General features: G+C 42.7%; 10 protein-coding genes and 1 pseudogene. 3 read left to right on the top strand and 8 right to left on the bottom strand.

The window, feature by feature from the left end; genetic code table 11:
• Positions 1 to 123 precede the first annotated feature (123 nt).
• Positions 124 to 1410, top strand: coding sequence for an IS1380 family transposase (locus FO447_RS00155; RefSeq protein ID WP_200756500.1), 1287 nt, complete (start codon positions 124 to 126; stop codon positions 1408 to 1410).
• 262 nt (positions 1411 to 1672) lie between these two features.
• On the opposite strand, the gene FO447_RS00150 is transcribed toward FO447_RS00155, so the two are convergent.
• The gene (locus tag FO447_RS00150; protein WP_200757152.1) at positions 1673 to 2254 is read right to left on the bottom strand and encodes a DUF4595 domain-containing protein; all 582 of its coding nucleotides are present in this window, start codon (positions 2252 to 2254) and stop codon (positions 1673 to 1675) included.
• Between the two features lie 166 nt (positions 2255 to 2420).
• Between FO447_RS00150 and FO447_RS00145 the strand changes: the two genes are divergently transcribed.
• Positions 2421 to 3710 (top strand): IS1380-like element IS612 family transposase, encoded by a 1290-nt coding sequence (locus tag FO447_RS00145; protein WP_005814044.1) that lies wholly within the window; start codon positions 2421 to 2423, stop codon positions 3708 to 3710.
• 344 nt (positions 3711 to 4054) lie between these two features.
• Here FO447_RS00145 and FO447_RS00140 read toward each other — a convergent pair whose 3' ends face one another.
• Both FO447_RS00140 and FO447_RS00135 read right to left on the bottom strand, forming a co-directional pair.
• On the bottom strand, positions 4055 to 5341 hold the full coding sequence (locus FO447_RS00140; RefSeq protein ID WP_200756500.1) for an IS1380 family transposase: 1287 nt from the start codon (positions 5339 to 5341) through the stop codon (positions 4055 to 4057).
• 309 nt (positions 5342 to 5650) lie between these two features.
• A complete protein-coding gene (locus tag FO447_RS00135) occupies positions 5651 to 9784 on the bottom strand; it encodes an ATP-binding protein (protein WP_200757151.1) in 4134 nt (1377 codons plus the stop codon).
• A 124-nt stretch (positions 9785 to 9908) separates the two neighbouring features.
• Between FO447_RS00135 and FO447_RS00130 the strand changes: the two genes are divergently transcribed.
• Positions 9909 to 11195: a M18 family aminopeptidase gene (locus FO447_RS00130; protein ID WP_200757150.1), complete on the top strand. Its 1287-nt coding sequence runs from the start codon at positions 9909 to 9911 to the stop codon at positions 11193 to 11195.
• Positions 11196 to 11251: 56 nt separating this feature from the next.
• Here FO447_RS00130 and FO447_RS00125 read toward each other — a convergent pair whose 3' ends face one another.
• The 5 genes and pseudogenes from FO447_RS00125 to FO447_RS00105 all read right to left on the bottom strand — a co-directional run.
• Positions 11252 to 12925: a DUF6377 domain-containing protein gene (locus FO447_RS00125; protein ID WP_200757148.1), complete on the bottom strand. Its 1674-nt coding sequence runs from the start codon at positions 12923 to 12925 to the stop codon at positions 11252 to 11254.
• A 272-nt stretch (positions 12926 to 13197) separates the two neighbouring features.
• Positions 13198 to 14553 carry a DUF5121 domain-containing protein gene (locus tag FO447_RS00120; RefSeq protein WP_234699028.1) on the bottom strand — a complete coding sequence of 452 codons (1356 nt, stop codon included), beginning with the start codon at positions 14551 to 14553 and terminating at the stop codon, positions 13198 to 13200.
• Positions 14554 to 14597: 44 nt separating this feature from the next.
• Complete coding sequence (locus FO447_RS00115) at positions 14598 to 16145, bottom strand: glycoside hydrolase family 30 protein (protein ID WP_200757147.1); 1548 nt, start codon at positions 16143 to 16145, stop codon at positions 14598 to 14600.
• 58 nt (positions 16146 to 16203) lie between these two features.
• A complete protein-coding gene (locus tag FO447_RS00110; RefSeq protein WP_200757146.1) occupies positions 16204 to 17730 on the bottom strand; it encodes a RagB/SusD family nutrient uptake outer membrane protein in 1527 nt (508 codons plus the stop codon).
• A gap of 12 nt (positions 17731 to 17742) precedes the next feature.
• Positions 17743 to 20481, bottom strand: a pseudogene (locus FO447_RS00105) (SusC/RagA family TonB-linked outer membrane protein); the annotation flags it as partial.
• Positions 20482 to 20625: the final 144 nt, after the last annotated feature.

The raw sequence follows: 20625 nt of genomic DNA, 5'->3' as shown, positions 1-20625 counted from the left end.
ACTATAGTTTAATATTATTTATAAGTGCCTGAGCAACAAAAAAGTTACCCAGGATTTTGCCATGTCAGAATTTTCACTTACCTTAGTGTTGCGAAAAGAAGACAAGCAAAACTCTAATATGACATGGCAAAGATACAAATAAAATCTGAGAAACTCACTCCTTTTGGGGGAATTTTTTCGATTATGGAGCAATTTGATGCTCTTTTAGCTCAAACCATAGATTCCACCTTGGGATTGAGATGCACTATGTTTGGTTATCAATATAGCGAGATTCTACGCTCTCTGATGTGCGTATATCTTTGTGGTGGCTCATGCATTGAGGATGTTACAACTCACCTGATGAAACATTTGTCTCTTCATCCAACTCTTCGCACTTGCAGCGCAGACACCATATTACGTGCTATCGAAGAACTGACTTTTAAGAGCATCACCTATAAGTCTGCTTCTGGCAAATCCTATGATTTCAATACTGCAGACAAGATGAACTGCTTACTGGTCAATGCCCTGCTTGCTACTGGTCAATTGAAATCCGGTCAAGAGTATGATTTTGACTTTGACCATCAGTTCATTGAAACAGAGAAGTATGATGCAAAACCAACCTACAAGAAGTTCTTGGGCTATAGTCCAGGCGTAGCTGTCATTAACGACATGATTGTTGGTATTGAAAATAGAGACGGCAACACAAACGTACGCTTCAACCAAAAAGAAACTTTGGAAAGAATCTTCAAGCGATTGGAGGCTTCGGAAATATATATTTCTCGTGCCCGCATGGATTGCGGCTCATGTTCGGAGGAAATCGTAGATATGGTAGAGGCTCATTGCAGGCATTTTTATATTCGTGCCAACAGATGCTCTTCTTTCTACGATTCCATGTTTGCCTTAACTGGATGGAAAACTGTTGAAATCAACGGTATTGAGTTTGAGTTGAATTCTATCCTTGTTGAGAAATGGAAAGGAAAACCGTATCGTCTTGTCATACAGAGACAAAGGCGAATAGATGGAGACCTTGACATTTGGGAAGGCGAATATACCTACAGATGTATACTGACTAACGATTACAAGTCGAGTGCAAGAGACATCGTGGAATTCTACAATCTTCGTGGTGGCAAGGAACGCATCTTCGATGACATGAACAATGGCTTTGGCTGGAATCGATTGCCAAAATCGTTCATGGCACAGAATACTGTATTCCTGCTTATGACAGCTCTCATCAGAAACTTCTACAAAGCTATTATGCAGAGATTGAAAACCCATGAATTTGGATTGCGTGCCACCAGCAGAATCAAGACCTTTGTTTTCAAGTTCATCTCTGTTCCTGCGAAATGGATTAAGACATCACGTAGGCATGTATTGAACATTTACTCAGACAACAATGCTTATGCCAACCTGTTCAAGACAGACTTTGGTTAAAGACCATGCTTTTCTGGTTAAACCAGCGTATTACCTCAAGTCGCTTTATGGGGTAAGGGGATTTTGTGTCTGCGACATTTCTGTTGTGCAAGAAATATGTACAATAAAATGAATTTTGTCGCTTTGCAAGCAAAATCCCACTAAACCCTATAGGTTGCGGATTTGAGGTTTTACTACACATCCACAAGTTTTTTGCCAAAAAATCTTCCAGAAAAGCACAAAGAGAGTGCATTTTTCAATAGAAACACACTCTCCCGTTCTTTTATTTACTCATATAAGTATAATTATCCGTTGTCCAATATCTACTGTTATTGTATTTACACTTGGAAGCCTTTACGGAACCATCGTCATTAAATTCGTAGCTATACTTGAAAGTAGAAGTCTCGCCATCACTATCATGCTGGGAAGCAGACACAGGATGATAATCGCCAGCTACACCAAAATACCCAACATAGAACAAGAACTCCATATCTTCTATCATATCTGCCATATAGTTGTCTGTCCATTGCTTGGTGATATTAGGATAGGTGTTGTCACCATACTCAAATGTAGCTGTATCGGTAAATTTCTCTCCATCTTCGCTTCCATTGCATACGATTTGGGTGAGTTTACCATTAGACCAAGACAAATTATACTCCAAGGAATACTTCTCTGTTACCTTCTCGCCATCCTCGTAATATACATCTGTGCCAGAACTGGCAATCTTAGTCAGGTGTCCCTTGGAATCGTAAGAGAACCACGCCTCGCCTTTATTTTCTTCATTATCAGACTGATCTGTACTGCGGGTTTTCATGTTGACGATATAACCATTTTTATTCAACGCTATATCGTAATACTCTGTCACATCTGAATAACTGCCATGAGTATAGGTATCCTTAATTCCGCAACACTATAATTTAACTTTATTTATAAGTTCCTGAGCAACAAAAAGTTGCCCAGGATTTTGCCATGTCAGAATTTTCACTTATCTTAGTGTTGCAAAAAGAAAACAAACAAAACTCTAATATGACATGGCAAAAATACAAATTAAATCTGAGAAACTCACACCTTTTGGAGGAATTTTTTCAATCATGGAGAAATTTGACTCCATGCTTTCACCCGTTATCGACTCAACACTGGGTCAGAGATGCAGCAGTATCTTCGGATATCAGTTCAGCGAGATAGTCCGTTCGCTGATGAGCGTTTATTTCTGTGGCGGCTCATGCGTGGAAGATGTAACGTCACAACTGATGCGCCATCTCTCGTATCATCCTACCCTTCGTACATGCAGCTCTGATACCATCCTCAGAGCCATCAAGGAACTGACACAGGAAAACATCTCCTATACTTCCGACCAAGGCAAGACCTATGATTTCAATACTGCAGACAAACTCAACACATTGCTTATAAACGCTTTGGTTTCTACAGGCGAGTTGAAGGAAATTGAGGAATACGATGTTGACTTTGACCATCAGTTCCTTGAAACGGAGAAGTATGATGCAAAACCGACCTACAAAAAGTTCCTCGGCTACAGGCCTGGCGTATATGTTATCGGTGACAAGATAGTCTATATCGAGAACAGCGATGGTAACACGAATGTGCGTTTTCATCAGGCAGACACCCATAAGAGATTCTTCGCTCTTCTGGAATCCCAGAACATCCGTGTAAATCGCTTCAGGGCAGACTGCGGTTCCTGCTCGAAGGAAATCGTCAGTGAGATAGAGAAGCATTGCAAACATTTCTACATCCGTGCCAACCGATGCAGTTCGCTCTACAATGACATCTTTGCTCTGAGAGGATGGAAGACGGAGGAGATTAACGGCATCCAGTTCGAACTCAATTCCATTCTCGTTGAGAAATGGGAAGGCAAGTGCTATCGTCTTGTCATCCAGAGACAAAGACGCAACAGTGGCGACCTTGACCTGTGGGAAGGCGAATACACTTACCGTTGTATTCTGACCAACGATTACAAGTCATCGACAAGGGACATTGTTGAATTCTACAATCTGCGTGGCGGCAAGGAACGTATCTTTGACGACATGAACAACGGATTCGGTTGGAGCAGGCTCCCCAAGTCATTCATGGCGGAGAATACTGTCTTTCTTCTGCTTACTGCATTGATACACAATTTCTACAAGACCATCATGAGCAGGCTTGACACCAAGGCTTTTGGGCTCAAGAAAACGAGTCGCATAAAGGCTTTTGTCTTCAGATTCATCTCCGTACCTGCCAAGTGGATCATGACTGCAAGGCAATACGTGCTGAATATCTACACAGAGAACCGAGCTTATGCAAAACCCTTCAAAACAGAATTCGGATAAGAATCCTTTCTTTCCGGTTTGAATCTGCGTATTACCTCAAGTCGCATCGTGGGGTAAGGGGATGGTGGCTACATATTGATGTTGTGCTGTTGCTTTTTACTGAAAGCTGCTACTAACGACTCATAAATCTACCCTTAATCGTGTATTGGATGATAGTTGCGGATTTTAGGGTTTATCCTCAAATCCGCAACCTATAGGGTTTAGTGGGATTTTGCTTGCAAAGCGACAAAATTCATTTTATTGTACATATTTCTTGCACAACAGAAATGTCGCAGACACAAAATCCCCTTACCCCATAAAGCGACTTGAGGTAATACGCTGGTTTAACCAGAAAAGCATGGTCTTTAACCAAAGTCTGTCTTGAACAGGTTGGCATAAGCATTGTTGTCTGAGTAAATGTTCAATACATGCCTACGTGATGTCTTAATCCATTTCGCAGGAACAGAGATGAACTTGAAAACAAAGGTCTTGATTCTGCTGGTGGCACGCAATCCAAATTCATGGGTTTTCAATCTCTGCATAATAGCTTTGTAGAAGTTTCTGATGAGAGCTGTCATAAGCAGGAATACAGTATTCTGTGCCATGAACGATTTTGGCAATCGATTCCAGCCAAAGCCATTGTTCATGTCATCGAAGATGCGTTCCTTGCCACCACGAAGATTGTAGAATTCCACGATGTCTCTTGCACTCGACTTGTAATCGTTAGTCAGTATACATCTGTAGGTATATTCGCCTTCCCAAATGTCAAGGTCTCCATCTATTCGCCTTTGTCTCTGTATGACAAGACGATACGGTTTTCCTTTCCATTTCTCAACAAGGATAGAATTCAACTCAAACTCAATACCGTTGATTTCAACAGTTTTCCATCCAGTTAAGGCAAACATGGAATCGTAGAAAGAAGAGCATCTGTTGGCACGAATATAAAAATGCCTGCAATGAGCCTCTACCATATCTACGATTTCCTCCGAACATGAGCCGCAATCCATGCGGGCACGAGAAATATATATTTCCGAAGCCTCCAATCGCTTGAAGATTCTTTCCAAAGTTTCTTTTTGGTTGAAGCGTACGTTTGTGTTGCCGTCTCTATTTTCAATACCAACAATCATGTCGTTAATGACAGCTACGCCTGGACTATAGCCCAAGAACTTCTTGTAGGTTGGTTTTGCATCATACTTCTCTGTTTCAATGAACTGATGGTCAAAGTCAAAATCATACTCTTGACCGGATTTCAATTGACCAGTAGCAAGCAGGGCATTGACCAGTAAGCAGTTCATCTTGTCTGCAGTATTGAAATCATAGGATTTGCCAGAAGCAGACTTATAGGTGATGCTCTTAAAAGTCAGTTCTTCGATAGCACGTAATATGGTGTCTGCGCTGCAAGTGCGAAGAGTTGGATGAAGAGACAAATGTTTCATCAGGTGAGTTGTAACATCCTCAATGCATGAGCCACCACAAAGATATACGCACATCAGAGAGCGTAGAATCTCGCTATATTGATAACCAAACATAGTGCATCTCAATCCCAAGGTGGAATCTATGGTTTGAGCTAAAAGAGCATCAAATTGCTCCATAATCGAAAAAATTCCCCCAAAAGGAGTGAGTTTCTCAGATTTTATTTGTATCTTTGCCATGTCATATTAGAGTTTTGCTTGTCTTCTTTTCGCAACACTAAGGTAAGTGAAAATTCTGACATGGCAAAATCCTGGGTAACTTTTTTGTTGCTCAGGCACTTATAAATAATATTAAACTATAGTGTTGCGGAATTAAGGTTTATATTGTTATTGTTTCGTTTTTTAAATAACTGTTTGACTTACTTAACAGAATCTGGTTGCAAAGATAAAGAAAAGGAACTTTCAGAGGGTTAGATAACAAACAAAAAAGGTTTCAATTCAGACATATCGTTTAAACAGAAACCTTTTCTTTGAATTTAAAACTCTAATTTACAGATACTTACTTGGAGAAACTCCAAAGTGCTTTTTAAATACAGTACTAAAGTACTTCACATTTACAAAACCGGCTTTCACAGATACATCCAGCACACTATCCCCCTGTTTCAGGAAGATTGCAGCCTGCTCCAGACGTATCAAACGCATAAAATCCTGCGGACTTTGGCCCGTAAGAGTCTTCAGTCTACCATAGAAAAGCGTTCTGCTCATCGCCATCTCTCTACAGAGTCGGTCGATATTAAAGTCTGTGTCGCTCAGATGAGTCAACACCAAACGGGTAGCTTTATCTACAAAAGCCTGGTCTTGTGGATCCAGAACAGCTTCTGCCACATTTTCGAATGTCTGACCTTGCTTATTCAAGACAGTATCATCCTTTTTCTCTTCAGAAACTCCAGTAGGTTCCAAGTGTTCATTGGAAGAAGCAGAACCCACAATCTGCTCGGAAGAAGCAGACTCAGAAGCAACCTCTCCTCTAACAAGAGCAAGGCTTCTGTCCATATAATACTGACTCAACCGGCGACGATTCTTCAAAATACTGGCAACCTTACTCGCAAGAATAGCAGTATCGAATGGCTTGGCTATATAGTCATCAGCACCAAGTCCGAGTCCCTCTATCATAAAGTCACGACCAGCCTTAGCAGTCAGCAGGATAACAGGTAGCCATGATGTTTCCTTATTTTCCTTGATGCTGCGACAGAACTCATCTCCGTGCATTCCCGGCATCATGACATCAGATACAACGATATCACATACCCCGCCCTCTTTCAAATATTTCAAGGCAGCCTCTGCACTCTCCACATCAACTACCTGATAAGAATCACCAAAAGTCATTCTGATATATTTGCGAAGATCTTCATTGTCATCGACAAAAAGAAGTGTATCTGTTGAAACATCAGCATCCTGCAGAACCGCAGAAGACACAGTCTGGCAAGTTTCATCATGCTTATCTTCAGCTAAAGAAGATTCAGTTGCAACATTTTTCTTTTCTCCTACAAGCCGAACAGAAGAATCTGTTACATTACCTAATGGCACCTTCACACAGAAAGTAGTACCCTTTCCTTCCTCACTTACGAAACTAAGCTTTCCTCCTAATTTCTCTACAAGCTTCCGTGTAAGCATCAGTCCTAATCCACTTCCCATTTCCTGAGAATTTATCGCATTAGAAGCCCTGAAGAAGGTCTTGAAGATACTCTTAATTTCGGCCTTTGGAATACCTATACCTGTATCACATACATGAATCATAGCCATCTTACCTTCAACAGAAGCCGACAACGTAACCTTTCCACCTTGAGGTGTATATTTGATAGCATTCGAGAGAAGATTTTCCAATATCAGATCCATCATTTTGACATCAGAATGAATCTGTTGCTGCGGACACGTTTCAATACACAATTGAATATGCTTCTCCTGAGCTGCCAATACAAACTTTTCCAACTGCACACGTAAAAGCATCGGCAATTCTATATCTTGCAGGCGAACCTGTTCGGCAGACTGCTCTACCTTTTGGAAGTCAAGCAATTCTGTAACCATCTTCAACAGTTTGTTGCCGTTGCGATGCGCCATATCCAAGAATCCACGGCTTTTCTCACTCAAGTTGGAATCATTAGCCAGATTATCAAGAGGAGCCAACACGAGACTCAAAGGAGTACGTATGTTATGGGCAGTATTAACGAAGAAATTGATTTTCTCATCATAATACTTTCGCTGTAAGCGCTCTTTGTAATACTGCCAGACAAAATATAAGATGGCAGCAAAAATACAGAGATAGATAATCCATGCCCACCAGGTATTCCACCAAGGTTGGGCTATATGAATTTCCAAAGTTGTTTCTCCCAATTCTCTACCATTACTTCTGCAAATAGCCTTTACATGAAGCACATAGCTGCCCGAAGGCAAATTTACAAATCGTGCCAACTGATTAGAAGATGGTTTACTCCAATTACGGTCGTATCCTTCCAAATAATATTGATATTGGATATCATACTGGTATTGATAATTAATACTCTCGAAAGAAACAACCAGCGTATTCTCATTATGGCTAAGTTTCAATTTGCCTTCCTTCAACATTTCAAAGAGACATTCATCCCAGTGATCGGAACGTTCGACACCTTCAACCTCAACACTATGAATACGAAGTGGAGCGGCATAATTCAAACCTTTGGCAAACATAGGAGTCAAAGCGACAACTCCATCGTTGCTGCCAAAAAGCACCCTGCCATCTGAAGTACACGCAACAGACATCCGGTTATACTCACGTTCCATTCCCTTAAAGATATTGAGGTTTACTATCTTCCCCTGTTTCATGAACGCCAATCCTTTATCCGTACTGATCCACAAATTGCCATTAATACCTTTTATAAGTCCATAAACAGTATTAGAAGGCAAAGCGTCCTGATTAGTATAACGCTTAAACTTCTTTGTCAGGAAATCATAATCATAGAGTCCTCCTCCATCCGTTCCGATCCAGATATGACGGGAATCCTGAAAAGCCATACTGTTGACAAACAAATTAATGTCTTTTTCGGGATACTGTTCAGGATAAAAGAAACGACGAGGATGCAAAGGTTCACGCTTATCAATCAAATAGCCTCCATGCGAAGTTCCTACAGCAATAAAACGCTTATCCAGTGATTCCGTGATGCATTGCACTTCGTTGACAGGCAGATAGAATACCGACTTTCCCGTTCCATTCAAATTATATTTATCTGAAGGGAAACAAGCCATATCTCCATCCAAACATCCCACCCAAATATTACCATCGCTATCAGTAAAAAGACTGAATACGTAATCACTCTTCAACATTCCTGTTTCCACAGAATAAGCAGGCATACTAGTGCCATCAGCATGAACCTGATATACGCCATTACCATAGGTACCAACCAGAATTCTGCCGTCTACAGTCTGACAAATCGTAAGCGCCACTTTATTATATAATCCATGATGCCAAAGACGAGTCTGCGCATCATAAACACTTACTCCTTTATCTGTGGCATACCATATTTTCCCATCACGGCTTTGGAAAACATCGTTCACACAATTATCTATCAGTGATTGATTGTTGAGATATTCATGTGTGATATATTCCAATGTATGTTTCATCGGTATTGCCAAATCTACTCCTCCCGAGTAAGAGCCTGTCCATAAATCGCCGAAACGATCGCAGCACAAGGTATATAATCCATTACCATTCAGCACGTTACCCGAACGTCCATCTGTATCAAGCAAGAGCTTGGTTTGTTTATTCGAACTGTCATAAGCATATATTCCAGCTCCATCTACAGCCATCAGAAGAGTCTGCTTATCATATAAAATGATTGAACGTACTGGAATTTTAGGAATGTTTTGCAAAGATTGGAAATCAGCAGATTTTATCAGCTTCCAAGTACGATCATCCACTACTTTAACTCCTTCGTGAAAAGTACCCAGCCAGATACGATGTCCCACAATATCATGATAAGAAGATACTACAGAACTGCCACTAATCTTCTTTTCTAACTTCCGGGCAGACATCGAATAGCAATAAACATCTTTAAATGTTCCTATCAAGAGTTTCTGACCTATAAATTGGATATGATTAATATAGGTATTTTTCAATACAAACCTACCCTTAGCTGTCTCCCGAACTATCTCCTTTCCATCAGTAGCTGCTGATAAGCAATAAATGCCTCTATCCATAGCTAACCAGAAATTGCCCTTTCCGTCTACCAACAGTTCGTTCAACACGATACTTCCACCTAAAATATGCTGAAGATTACATTTCAAGACAAATGTATCTTTCCTCTTATCATATATATACACCTTTCCCTTGTTGTCGTAGGCGTAAATCAGATGTTGCGCATCCTTAGTCAGTTTAATACTTCTACCACTAGCATCACTATACGGCATCTCTGTGTATAAAGTATAATTGGTTACCTGTTGCCCATTATATCGGTCAACTCCACGCTTAGTACTTATCCACATGGCACCATCCTCTGCCTCGACAATAGAATAAACTCGAGGGCAGGAAAGACCATTGTCAGTATTGAGATTGGAAAGCATGAACATATTTCTGGAAATATGCGCATATGCCTGAAGAGCCGATGCCAACAGCAGCAATATAATCAGAGTGCAGGATTTATATCGTTTCATAATTCATTCATTGATCTTATTTGGAGACAAAGATAATACAAAAAAATGAAAAACAAATAGAATAATGAGATAAAATGAAAAAAATCTATTATCTTTGCAAGATATTAATATAAAGATATAGACTATGATCAAAAGATTATTATCCTTTCTAGACGCATCGCCAGTGAATTTCCTGGCAGTAAAGAATATCTCCGAGGAATTGGAGAAGAACGGGTTCCGCCGTATGAACCCACAGGAGCCTTTGGGCAAGATTGAAGCGGGTGAAAAGTTCTTCGTTACCAAGAACGACTCTTCCATCTACGCCTTCCAAATCGGAAAGAAGCCTTTGGCAGATGCTGGTTTCCACATGATCTGCGCCCACTGCGATTCGCCTACCTTCCGCATCAAGCCAAATGCTGAGATGCTTTGCGAGGGTGGCATCGTGAAACTGAATACCGAAGTTTATGGTGGTCCTATCATGTCAACCTGGTTCGACCGTCCGCTCACTCTGGCAGGTAGAGTTATCGTGAAGGGCGAGAATGCGATGAATCCCCAGACGCTCCTTCTTCATGTGAAGCGCCCATTGCTGCAGATCAGCAATCTCGCTATCCACTTCAACCGTCAGGTAAACGATGGTGTGAAGTTGAGCAAGCAGAAGGATGTGCTCCCTATCCTCGGCATCATCAATGATGAACTGGAGAAGGGTAACCTCCTGATGAATGTGATAACCAGAGAACTGAATATCCAGAAAGAGAATGTTCTTGATTTCGATCTCTATCTGGCTGATGCCACTCCAGCCTGCACCTTCGGTGTACACGATGAGTTTATCTCTTCAGGCAGACTCGACGACCTGTCTATGTGCTGGGCTGGTGTAGAGGCGATGATTGCATCTGATGCCAATGATACCACCCAGGTTCTCGCCATCTTCGATAATGAAGAGACGGGGTCTCAGACCAAACAGGGAGCCGGAAGTCCATTCCTTTCATATATGCTCCAGCGCATCGCCCTGGCACAGAGCCATACAGAAGAGGCTTATTATCAGGCAGTAGAGCGTGCCTTCATGATTTCAGCCGATAATGCGCATGCCTGGCATCCTAACTATAGCGAAAAATTCGACCCTACGAATCATCCTAAGTTGGGCGGTGGTCCTGTCATCAAGTTCAATGCAGCCCAAAAGTATGCGAGCGATGCTGTATCAGCAGCCATCTTCGCCAACATCTGCGATGCTGCCGGTGTACCATGCCAGCGTTTCGTAAACCACAGCGATGTAGCAGGTGGCAGCACCTTGGGCAATATCCTCGCCTCTTCCATCCCATTGAAGGGTGTGGATATGGGCAATGCCATCCTCGCTATGCACAGTTGCCGCGAAACCGGTAGCGTTATCGACCACGAATATTGCGTGAAGGCTTTCACCAAGTTCTATCAGTTGTAATAAAAAACAAAGAGGGTATGTCTGTTTTTATGACACACCCTCTTTGATTTTATATATTATTCTTTTCCTTTTATCGTTCCTAATTCTTTCACATTCTTCTCAAATTCATTTCTTTCACCAATAGCTCCATTACGCAGTTTTGCCCGATAATTATATATCGTATTAACTGCATAATGAAGGAATTCTGCTATCTTCGTACTGTCATCAATACCCAGTCTTATCAAGGCGAATACCCTCACCATTGCCGGTAACTTTGTTGCATCGGTAAGATGAATTTGTGCCTCTGGCTTCAGAAGACTATTGAGGTCTTCCACGAAATTCGGGAACAGATGCAGGAAGACCTTATCGAAATTTGTATAGAGTTCTCCCAACTCGTGTTCCTTCAGTTCACTGCTTCTGGTCATTGAATAAAGTTCCTGATATTCACGGTTCTTTACCATCTTATTGACATGGAGACGCAACTTATCCAGTTTGTCTATATAATGAGAACATGCTCCCAGGAACTGGCCTATATATTCTTCCTTCACACCATTTGACTCATTCAGTTTATCATTCGAAGTCTTCAACATTTCGTTGGTAGCAGAAAGTTTCTTATTCAGTTCCTCCAATTGTTCATTCGTTTTCTTCAGTTCATTTCTCGCTATGGTAACATATTTCTTCTGCTTATTGACATAGAAAGCCAAAACACCTAATGAAAGAACCAGAAGACTGACACAGATGATGGCAAAGACAAGACGCTGGTTTGCCTTCTTGAGCTGTGCCTGATAATTATGATCGATGGTACCAAGCACAGGCGAAATCTGCCAACTGCGAATACGCGTACTAAAACTCTTATTGGCATTCCAAGAGAAGTTGATGTATTTATAGGAACGCTCAACATCTCCCTCCTGACTCAGAATATCGGCGAGCATCCAGAGCGAAGCCTGATCATTGATAGCACACTTCACATCACATATGGCAGATTTAAGTAACCAATATTTCTTCATTTCTTCGTTTTTCAGAGAACGGTAAATCAGATAGCGATAGTAGGCTACGATGCCATATTCATGACTCCCCTCCTTACACATTTTCAACCGTTCATCATTCACCTTCAGTGCTTCATCCCATTTATTCTGACTGGTAAGCATCACCTCTTTACGCATGAGATAATCTTCGCTATGATGTGGAAGGATAGCAAACAAAGTATCCCGATATGCATTCTGACGACTAAAGAAATTCTGACTTAAATCTGTATCTACATGAATATTAGAAAAGCCCAACTCACCATAGACATGGTAATAGGCGATGAAATAATCTTTCCGGTTCGATTCATCCAATGTCTTTTTATCTATATGATTGAGCACCTCCAAAGCCTCAGCAAAAGCTCCTGCAGTAGAATACAGCAAAGCCAACTGACTTTTCAACCCAGCAACTTCAGCCGGCAGTCCTTCCTTCTGAGCCAATACAATGGCTTTCTGAATATAAGCCACAGCTGAATCGCTCTGATAGGACTTATATTCTGAATAGATCTTGCGATAAGTATTGATGAGCAACTTCGGATTGTTCTCCTGATGAATCAATTCCTTCAACTGAGCGATGCTACTTTCTTTCAGTTTGGTATAGTGCTGGGATTGCTCTATAGCCCGATCAAGTTGGGTATACAGTTCACTGATGCTTTCCTTCTGAGCAAAGCATGATGTAAGTGTAGCGAAACACCAGATATACAATATAGATAATAATCTTTCCATCATTAGTTGATAATATTTTGTTATATAGGTATCATTAGATCTAGCCCTTACTGCTGTATAGGACATTCAAGAGACAAAGGTATAGTTTTTTGAGTATATTTCCAAATTTTATAGCATTTTTTTGATATTCTTTTTTACTTTTATTGTTCTTACATCCTTGCACCTCTCAAAAAAAAGGCTGCCCCAAAAGGTTTGGAGCAGCCTTAAACAAAGCTTTATACCTAAATTATCAAACTAAAACCTAAAATGCTTATGGATGATTATAAACCTACATATTATTTCTTTTCTACTTTGAGAACAGCCTTGTCTACACCGGCAGTCAAGTCAACTGTAAGAACGTATGTCTCGCCATCCTTCAGTTCTACTCCATCTTTCAGATAAACATTGCCGTTGTCGTGGCCGTTACCGTCACCGATGCCGAATACCTCGCTCTCAGTTGAGATGAGATGGCTGTGATCCTTACCCTTGAACTCAATACCCCAGTCTGCCTGACCGAAGAACTTGAAGTTTACATCAGTAGCTCTGAGCTGCTTACCAACGGTGAGTGTAACCTGATATACCTTATCCTTGATTGGAGTGAGACAGACATCAGAATCTACACCTGTCCACCAGCCATGATTTACAGCGTCCCAAGTTGGCTTGTTGACACCTTCATTACCGATAATCCAGAGTGCACCAGTACCATCGCCATTCAGTGACATAGGCTCACTTCCATTCATAGTCCAGATGCGGAATGACTTATGGGTGAAGTCTGCCAAAATAGTATATCTGCCGGTAATAGCCTTGAAAGTATAGCTTCCATCCTCTTCTTTCTGGAACCAGTCGCTGTCATAATACCAGTCATCTGGCAGATTATTGCCGTTGATAGTAAGGTTACAGGTAGCACCTTGCTTGATATCACCCACCCAAGTCTTGCCTGCATCAGAATCGGCAAAATCAAGGATGGTAACCGGCAATACATCGGTAGGACCAGCCGTATAGTTCTTGGCATCGAAAGTGACAACTACATCGCTCATATTCTCAGAAGTGAAGTTGAAGTTGCCTGTTTCTCCCAAACTGATATCCTTACCTGTGCTGGAACCGAAGACAAACTTTCCATCCTTCGTTGCAAAATATCCCTTGAAGGTCTTCTTGCTGCTAGGAAGAACAGCCTGATAAACAAAGTCGCTTTTCTCTGTCATGTCATATTTAACACCATCAGCACTCACAAACTGCAGATTGTTGAAGTGAGGGCGCTTGATGTCAAACGACAAGGTCTCTGTATTCGATTTAGTTGATACATTCTGCAGAGTAAGTTGAATATCCACCTTTCCATCAGGAACATTCTGTGCATAAGGCACTTTCAGTTTGACTGTATATTCACCAGCCTCCTTGGTACGGATGGTAGTTTCATCTACACTCTGCCCACTAAACAGGAGGTTTGCTTTCAAGGTAGAGAGAGCCACGCCTCCCTCATCCTTGCAGTTTACTTTCACCTCCACTTCATCGCCCATCCATACAGCTGTAGCAGGAGCTGTACAGCTCATCACAGGATTACCGGCAGGAGTAGGCGCACTGTAATCATCATCGCCGCAAGATGCCATCAGTGGCAGGGTGAGCAACGCCATGATATAATATCTGATATGTTTCATAATGATCGTATCTTTAATGAATCATTTACTATAGAGTTTATGGATTACTTATTCCACTTGCAAGAAATCACACCATTAGCAGGAACATTGCAGGTAAAATTATGAGTTCCATCACTGAGGTTGATTGACTTAGCCTCATCTCCCTCGTTGATAATGACAGCAGCATAACTACCATCAGGATTAACAAACTCAGCATGTGTAATCTTGCTGTCATTAACGGTGCGGGACGTATTACCAATGCGAACCGCACCAGGAGCAACGACACTAGACATGTGGTTGATGATGTAATAATGAGAATTGTAGCTCAACTGGTTGTAGCCATTCTGATTGATATCAATAGCACCATAGCAGGTCTGGCATCCACCATCCAGGTTAGGTCCCATCTTATTGTCAAGCATCAGATTCCATACAAGCACAGCCTTGCAATTCTGGTTTACCGTAGCGAGCGCCACATTCTTCATATCCGCCATCAGTCGTTTACTCAAGTCACGTCCGTTATTCCAGGTTCCGATACTGGTTTCCGAGAATATCAGTTCCTTGTCAGGACGCTGGTTGTGGATATCAGTCAACTCGCTGTTGTTGCCGCCATAATCATGATAAGCAGCACCTACAACCAGCTCTGAGCCCTCAAAGTTATCACCGATAGCATTGTAGAGTTTCACAGGATAATCTTCCTGATCGGCAATATTGTCATAGTTGTAGTTGTGATCGAAGACATAAATCTTGGTCTGCAGATTATTCTTCTTAAACTGTGCTGCCAACTCCTTTACGAAAGGAGCCTCTTCCTGCCAAGGCATATAGAGTGAAGCACAGTTTGCTTTGTTCAATGGCTCATTCTGAGGACTAACAGCATAGATATTGATGCCTTTCTCCTTCATCACATTAATAAACTTCACAAAGTACTTGGCATAAACCTCGCGATAATCAGGATTGAGATGACCATCTGTCCATGAATCCTTAGGATTCTTGGTGTTTATATCTGTCACCTTCATCCATTTTGGACAAGTCCAAGGAGCTGCGATAATCTTCAGATTTGGGTTGATGGCAAGAATCTCCTTCAACACCGGAATCACATAATCGTTCTCATCGCTATAGAGCGCGAAGTTGCTGATAGGATCAGCCTCGCTGCCCTTCTTGTCGCAATAGGTATACTCAGTACTTGAAAAGTCGTTGCATCCCAAAGAGATACGGGCATAACTTACGCCATAACCCTCCGTAGTAGAGTAAATACGCTTCAAGAGAGCCTGACGTGCTTCTGGGTTCATCTGCATCAGATTATAGCAGGATGAATAAGTGATGGCATAACCGAATCCATCAATCGTCTGATACTTCTTATTTAAATCGAGTTCGATGGTGGTTGGTGCCATAGATACTCCATTATACAACTTCACCTCACCCTGTGCCAATGAATAGACTCCATCGGCTGTGGTAATGAAAGTTTTGGCTGTTCCTTGTGCCGGTACCGGATTTGGTGCCTCACTAGGAGTATCAAAGTCTACAGGATCTGAGAATGAGTTACTGCTGCTGCAAGCTGTCACAGAGAAAGCTGTTGCGCAGACCAGCATCATCAGTTTACTGCTATAGTATTTCATATTCGTTTCTTCTATTATTTGTTAATAACGGTTTGAGTTGAAAGCTATCCAGGTTAGCTTAGTAACCTGGATTCTGCTCTAGATTGGTATTCTGGTCAAGAGCGGTCTGTGGAATTGGCAACAGGTATGAGTTGCTGTCAAACTGTTTCACCTGTCTGATGCGTCCGCTATCACGGTTATCTATTCCGTTGAGATACTTCTCGACCTTGTTGTTGCGGCAAAGGTCGAACCAGCGTTCTCCCTCAAAGGCAAGTTCCAGACGGCGCTCATGGAGAACAGCCTCTATCATAGATTCCTTGCTGCCAGTCTTGTCGGATGTCAGTTCCTTCAGTTTGGCACGCTTGCGAATCTGGTTCACGAGTTTCGCACTCTCGGCAAGATTGCCCTTATAGGCTTCTGCCTCAGCCTTCATCAGGATAATATCAGCTAGACGAACCCAGTAAATATTATTGTATGAAGAGCGTAACTTATACATGAACGGATAGTTGGAAGCTGGATAATAGTTGCTCCAGGTACAGGCATAATATACGATAGCCTGATTCTTACGAACCTCATCACCCTCCTTGTCAAAGTCATTGATGATGTCTCGTGAAGGAGTAATCCACTTTGCCCAGGTAAAGTAGTAGTCCCAGTCGTCTAACGGACGGCCGTACATCCAGGTTTCCCAGTTTCCGCTACCGGTTGTCCAATGCACCTCCAGAATACCTTCTTTGGTATTGCGTTTCATGCAGTCTTTCGCAGTCTCATCATAGCCCCAAAGAGTTTCATAACTGTCTTCCAGCTCTACACCGGTTGTATTCATCACCTTGTCGGCATAAGCGATTACCTTGTCATAATCCTGCACTTCCTTTTCGGCATAAACCTTGGCAAGCATAGCCTGAGCTACGGTCTTGGTCATCTTGGTGCGGTCGGAATTGTCATTATCCGGTGCATACTGCTCAGCATCCGTCAAGTCGGCAATAATCTGCTCATAACATTCCTTCGGAGTCTTGCGAGGAGGATAATAGGTAGGATATACCTCATTGATATTCTCGGATGTGATGGTCTTTGCGATGGTCGTAATGACAGGGAAAGAACCCCACAGACGAGCCATTCTGAACATCATCAGGGCACGGAAGATTTCGCCCTGTGCCTTATAGGAATGATATTCAGCTTCTGATATCTGACCGTTCTCCTTCAATTGCTCAACACCATTGATCAGCACATTTGCCTGGGCGATATCCTCCAGATAGCGGTTCCAGTCACGGCTCAATACCGAGTTGCTGGCATCGATAGAGTTGGTTTCATAAGGTACCACCTCTGCACCGGTAGTTCCGGCATAAGCATTGTCGCTATGTGAATCGCCTATCAGAAGATAGTCGAGATGGGTATGCTCCTGGCGGTTGCGGAACAACTCATAGAGCGATTTGAGCTGTGCATCTGCAGCAGCCTTGTCCTTCAATACGGCAGTTGAGGTCTCTGTCTGACCGCCCTGTGTTATTTCTGATGGCTCTGATAATGGCTCGTAGTCGAGAGAGCAACTTGCCAAAGAGAACATTGCGATGCCACCGAGCGCCAATGTCTTGATTGTATGATATGTTTTCATTGTTGTCGATGTTTAGAATTCTACTTTTACACCTAATACTACACTCTTATTGAGTGGATAGGTACCCCAGTCGATGCCCTGCACACTACCACTGTTGCCATACTGGTTAACCTCCGGATCCATACCGGAATAGTCGGTCAGGGTAAGCAGGTTGGTTGCTGATACGTATGGCTGCAGACGGGTCAGGCCGAAACGTGAAATCAGTTTGCGAGGCACATCGTAAGAGAGAGAAATATCCTTTACACGGAGATAACTGCCATCTTCTACGAAGTAGGTTGAGTTGCGGATATCCCACTTAGCCTTTGGCACATCGGTAATCTGACCAGGAACTCTCCAGCGAGCCAGCACCTTGGTGCTTTGGTTCTTGCCATCATACATTCCTTCGGTTTCCATACGTGAAACGTTGTAGATATCGTTGCCATAGCTTCCCTGGATAAGAATACTGAGATTTAAGCCCTTATAAGAGAAGGTATTGGTCAAACCGAATGTAAAGTCTGGATTCGGATCACCGATATAAGTACGGTCACTGGCTGATACCAGCCCATCACCGGTCACGTCCTTATACTTCATATCACCTGTCTCGGGATCCACACCTTCTGCTACATATCCCCAGAAACTGCCTAATGGCATACCTGGCGTATTGCGAACCACCTGTTCGTTGACGAAATCGGTAGTCGTGGCTTCATAATATACCTGAGTCAGAGACAGGCTCTCCAACTTATTCTTGTTGAATGAGATGTTGAAATCTGTATTCCACTTCAAGGCGCCTGTCAGATTCTGTGAAGAGATGGCAAACTCCCAGCCTTTGTTGATCATCGAACCGCCATTATAGGTCAGGTTTCTTGCTGCAGCACTACCTGCCGGCAAGGTGATGTTCATCAACATATCCTTGGTCTTCTTATAATAGTAATCGGCATAAAAGGTGAGGCGGTTGCCCAGTACGGTCAAGTCGAGACCGATGTTGGTCTGGGTTGTTGTTTCCCAAGTCAGCTCAGGGTTACTCAGGTTGCCCTGTGAGAAAGTAGGAGTAGAATTGGCATCATTTCCCTCGCCAAACCACTGCACACGATTGATATTGTATCTTGCCAGATAGCTGTAATCGCCCAATCCGCTCTGGTTACCGGTCTGTCCCCAGCCTCCACGAATCTTCAAGTCGTCAATCCACTTGATATCTTTCATGAATTTCTCATTGCTTACGCGCCAGGCACCAGAGAATGATGGGAAGTAGCCCCAACGGTGATGTGGTGCCAACTTGGAAGAACCATCAGCACGCATATTAGCGGTTACCATATAGGTATCATTCCAGTTGTACTGCAAACGGGCGAATGTTGAGAGAATTGCCCAATCAGAAGCTGATGAACCGGTTCCTGTCCAGGAAATCTTGTTGGCTGCATTCAAGGTTGGGAACAGATCGTTGGCATAGTTGCTACCGTTGATATAGTTCTGGCTCCACTTGCTCTGTGTCCAGGAACTACCAGCCATTGCATCCAGACGGTGCTTTCCGAATGCCTTCTTATAGTTTAATACATTGTCCCATACGATAACGCTGCTGATGTTTCTACCATCATAGCCTGTACCGAATTCCTGACGGCCGATGGTGGTAGATATCGGGTCAAGGAAGTTGGTGGTTGTTCCTTGTGTACGGTCGAACGAGAGAGATGTGTTATAAGTCAGTTCTGGCATAAAGGTGACAGTTGCTTTTCCTGTTGCCAGCAATCGGTTGTAAGCCGACTTATTATTCTGAGTACGGGCGATATTCTCTGCTGGCGAGGTAATGTTCACGCCATAGAAGTTGTTGTAGAACTGGCTAGGATTCTCCGGATTCCATACCGGTGCATAGGTTGGCGTATTGACGATAGCTGTTACTACGCCACCTCGGTTAGAACCGGCACCCGAAATGATACCTGTACCCTTGTTGGTATAATCAGAATAAGTTACACTGGCATTGAGTCGCAACCACTTACGTATATCGTTCTCTACAGATGCTCGGAAGTTGTAACGCTGATAGCTTGACTTCTTGATAACACCATTTTCGCCTGTATAGCCACCCGAGATAAAGTATCTCAGTTTATCGGTACCATTGGTGATAGAGAGCTGATAATCCTGTACATTACCCGTACGGAACACCTCGTCTTTCCAGTCGGTTTGGTCTTTCAAACCTTCTGGCAGTTTCACCAGTCCAATCTCATCCATCAGTTCCTTATACTGAGCTGCATTGAGAGATTCCTGGTTATCGCGTACAGTATTAAATGCATAATGTGCATTCAGAGATACCTTAGCAACACCAGCCTTACCCTGCTTTGTACCGATAATGATGACACCATTGGCTGCACGTGATCCATAGATTGCAGCTGAAGAGGCATCCTTCAACACCTGGATATTATCAATATCATCAGCTGCCAGGAAGTCGATATTGGTCATTGGCACACCATCTACCACATAGAGCGGATCATTGCTACCATTCAAAGAGGTGGTACCACGCACACGTATGGTTGGTGAAGCACCTGGCTGACCGTTGGCTTGCGAAATCTGCAAACCGGCTGCCTTTCCCTGCATACCTGCTGCGGCAGATACGATAGGACGGGTATCAAGGTCTTTGGCTGACACACTGGATACGGCAGTAGTTACATCCTTACGCTTGACAGAGCCATAACCGATAGCCACCACTTCGTTGAGCATATTAGACTCCTCTTCGAGCATAATCTGTACGCCGTTAGAAGCTTTCACTTCCTTATTCTTATAACCTATATAACCTCAAATCCGCAACCTATAGGGTTTAGTGGGATTTTGCTTGCAAAGCGACAAAATTCATTTTATTGTACATATTTCTTGCACAACAGAAATGTCGCAGACACAAAATCCCCTTACCCCATAAAGCGACTTGAGGTAATACGC

It is taken from the genome of Segatella copri (genome assembly GCF_015074785.1).
GTDB lineage: Bacteria > Bacteroidota > Bacteroidia > Bacteroidales > Bacteroidaceae > Prevotella.
Note: the sequence above shows the minus strand (reverse complement) of the source record. Positions and strands in the feature narration are given on the sequence as shown.

What these genes read in the sequence shown, in the direction of transcription:
- FO447_RS00120 (WP_234699028.1), bottom strand. Translation starts at nt 14,553, where the DNA reads ATGAAACATATCAGATATTATATCATGGCGTTGCTCACCCTGCCACTG.
- FO447_RS00130 (WP_200757150.1), top strand. Translation starts at nt 9,909, where the DNA reads ATGATCAAAAGATTATTATCCTTTCTAGACGCATCGCCAGTGAATTTC.
- FO447_RS00125 (WP_200757148.1), bottom strand. Translation starts at nt 12,925, where the DNA reads ATGATGGAAAGATTATTATCTATATTGTATATCTGGTGTTTCGCTACA.
- FO447_RS00135 (WP_200757151.1), bottom strand. Translation starts at nt 9,784, where the DNA reads ATGAAACGATATAAATCCTGCACTCTGATTATATTGCTGCTGTTGGCA.
- FO447_RS00140 (WP_200756500.1), bottom strand. Translation starts at nt 5,341, where the DNA reads ATGGCAAAGATACAAATAAAATCTGAGAAACTCACTCCTTTTGGGGGA.
- FO447_RS00155 (WP_200756500.1), top strand. Translation starts at nt 124, where the DNA reads ATGGCAAAGATACAAATAAAATCTGAGAAACTCACTCCTTTTGGGGGA.
- FO447_RS00110 (WP_200757146.1), bottom strand. Translation starts at nt 17,730, where the DNA reads ATGAAAACATATCATACAATCAAGACATTGGCGCTCGGTGGCATCGCA.
- FO447_RS00145 (WP_005814044.1), top strand. Translation starts at nt 2,421, where the DNA reads ATGGCAAAAATACAAATTAAATCTGAGAAACTCACACCTTTTGGAGGA.
- FO447_RS00115 (WP_200757147.1), bottom strand. Translation starts at nt 16,145, where the DNA reads ATGAAATACTATAGCAGTAAACTGATGATGCTGGTCTGCGCAACAGCT.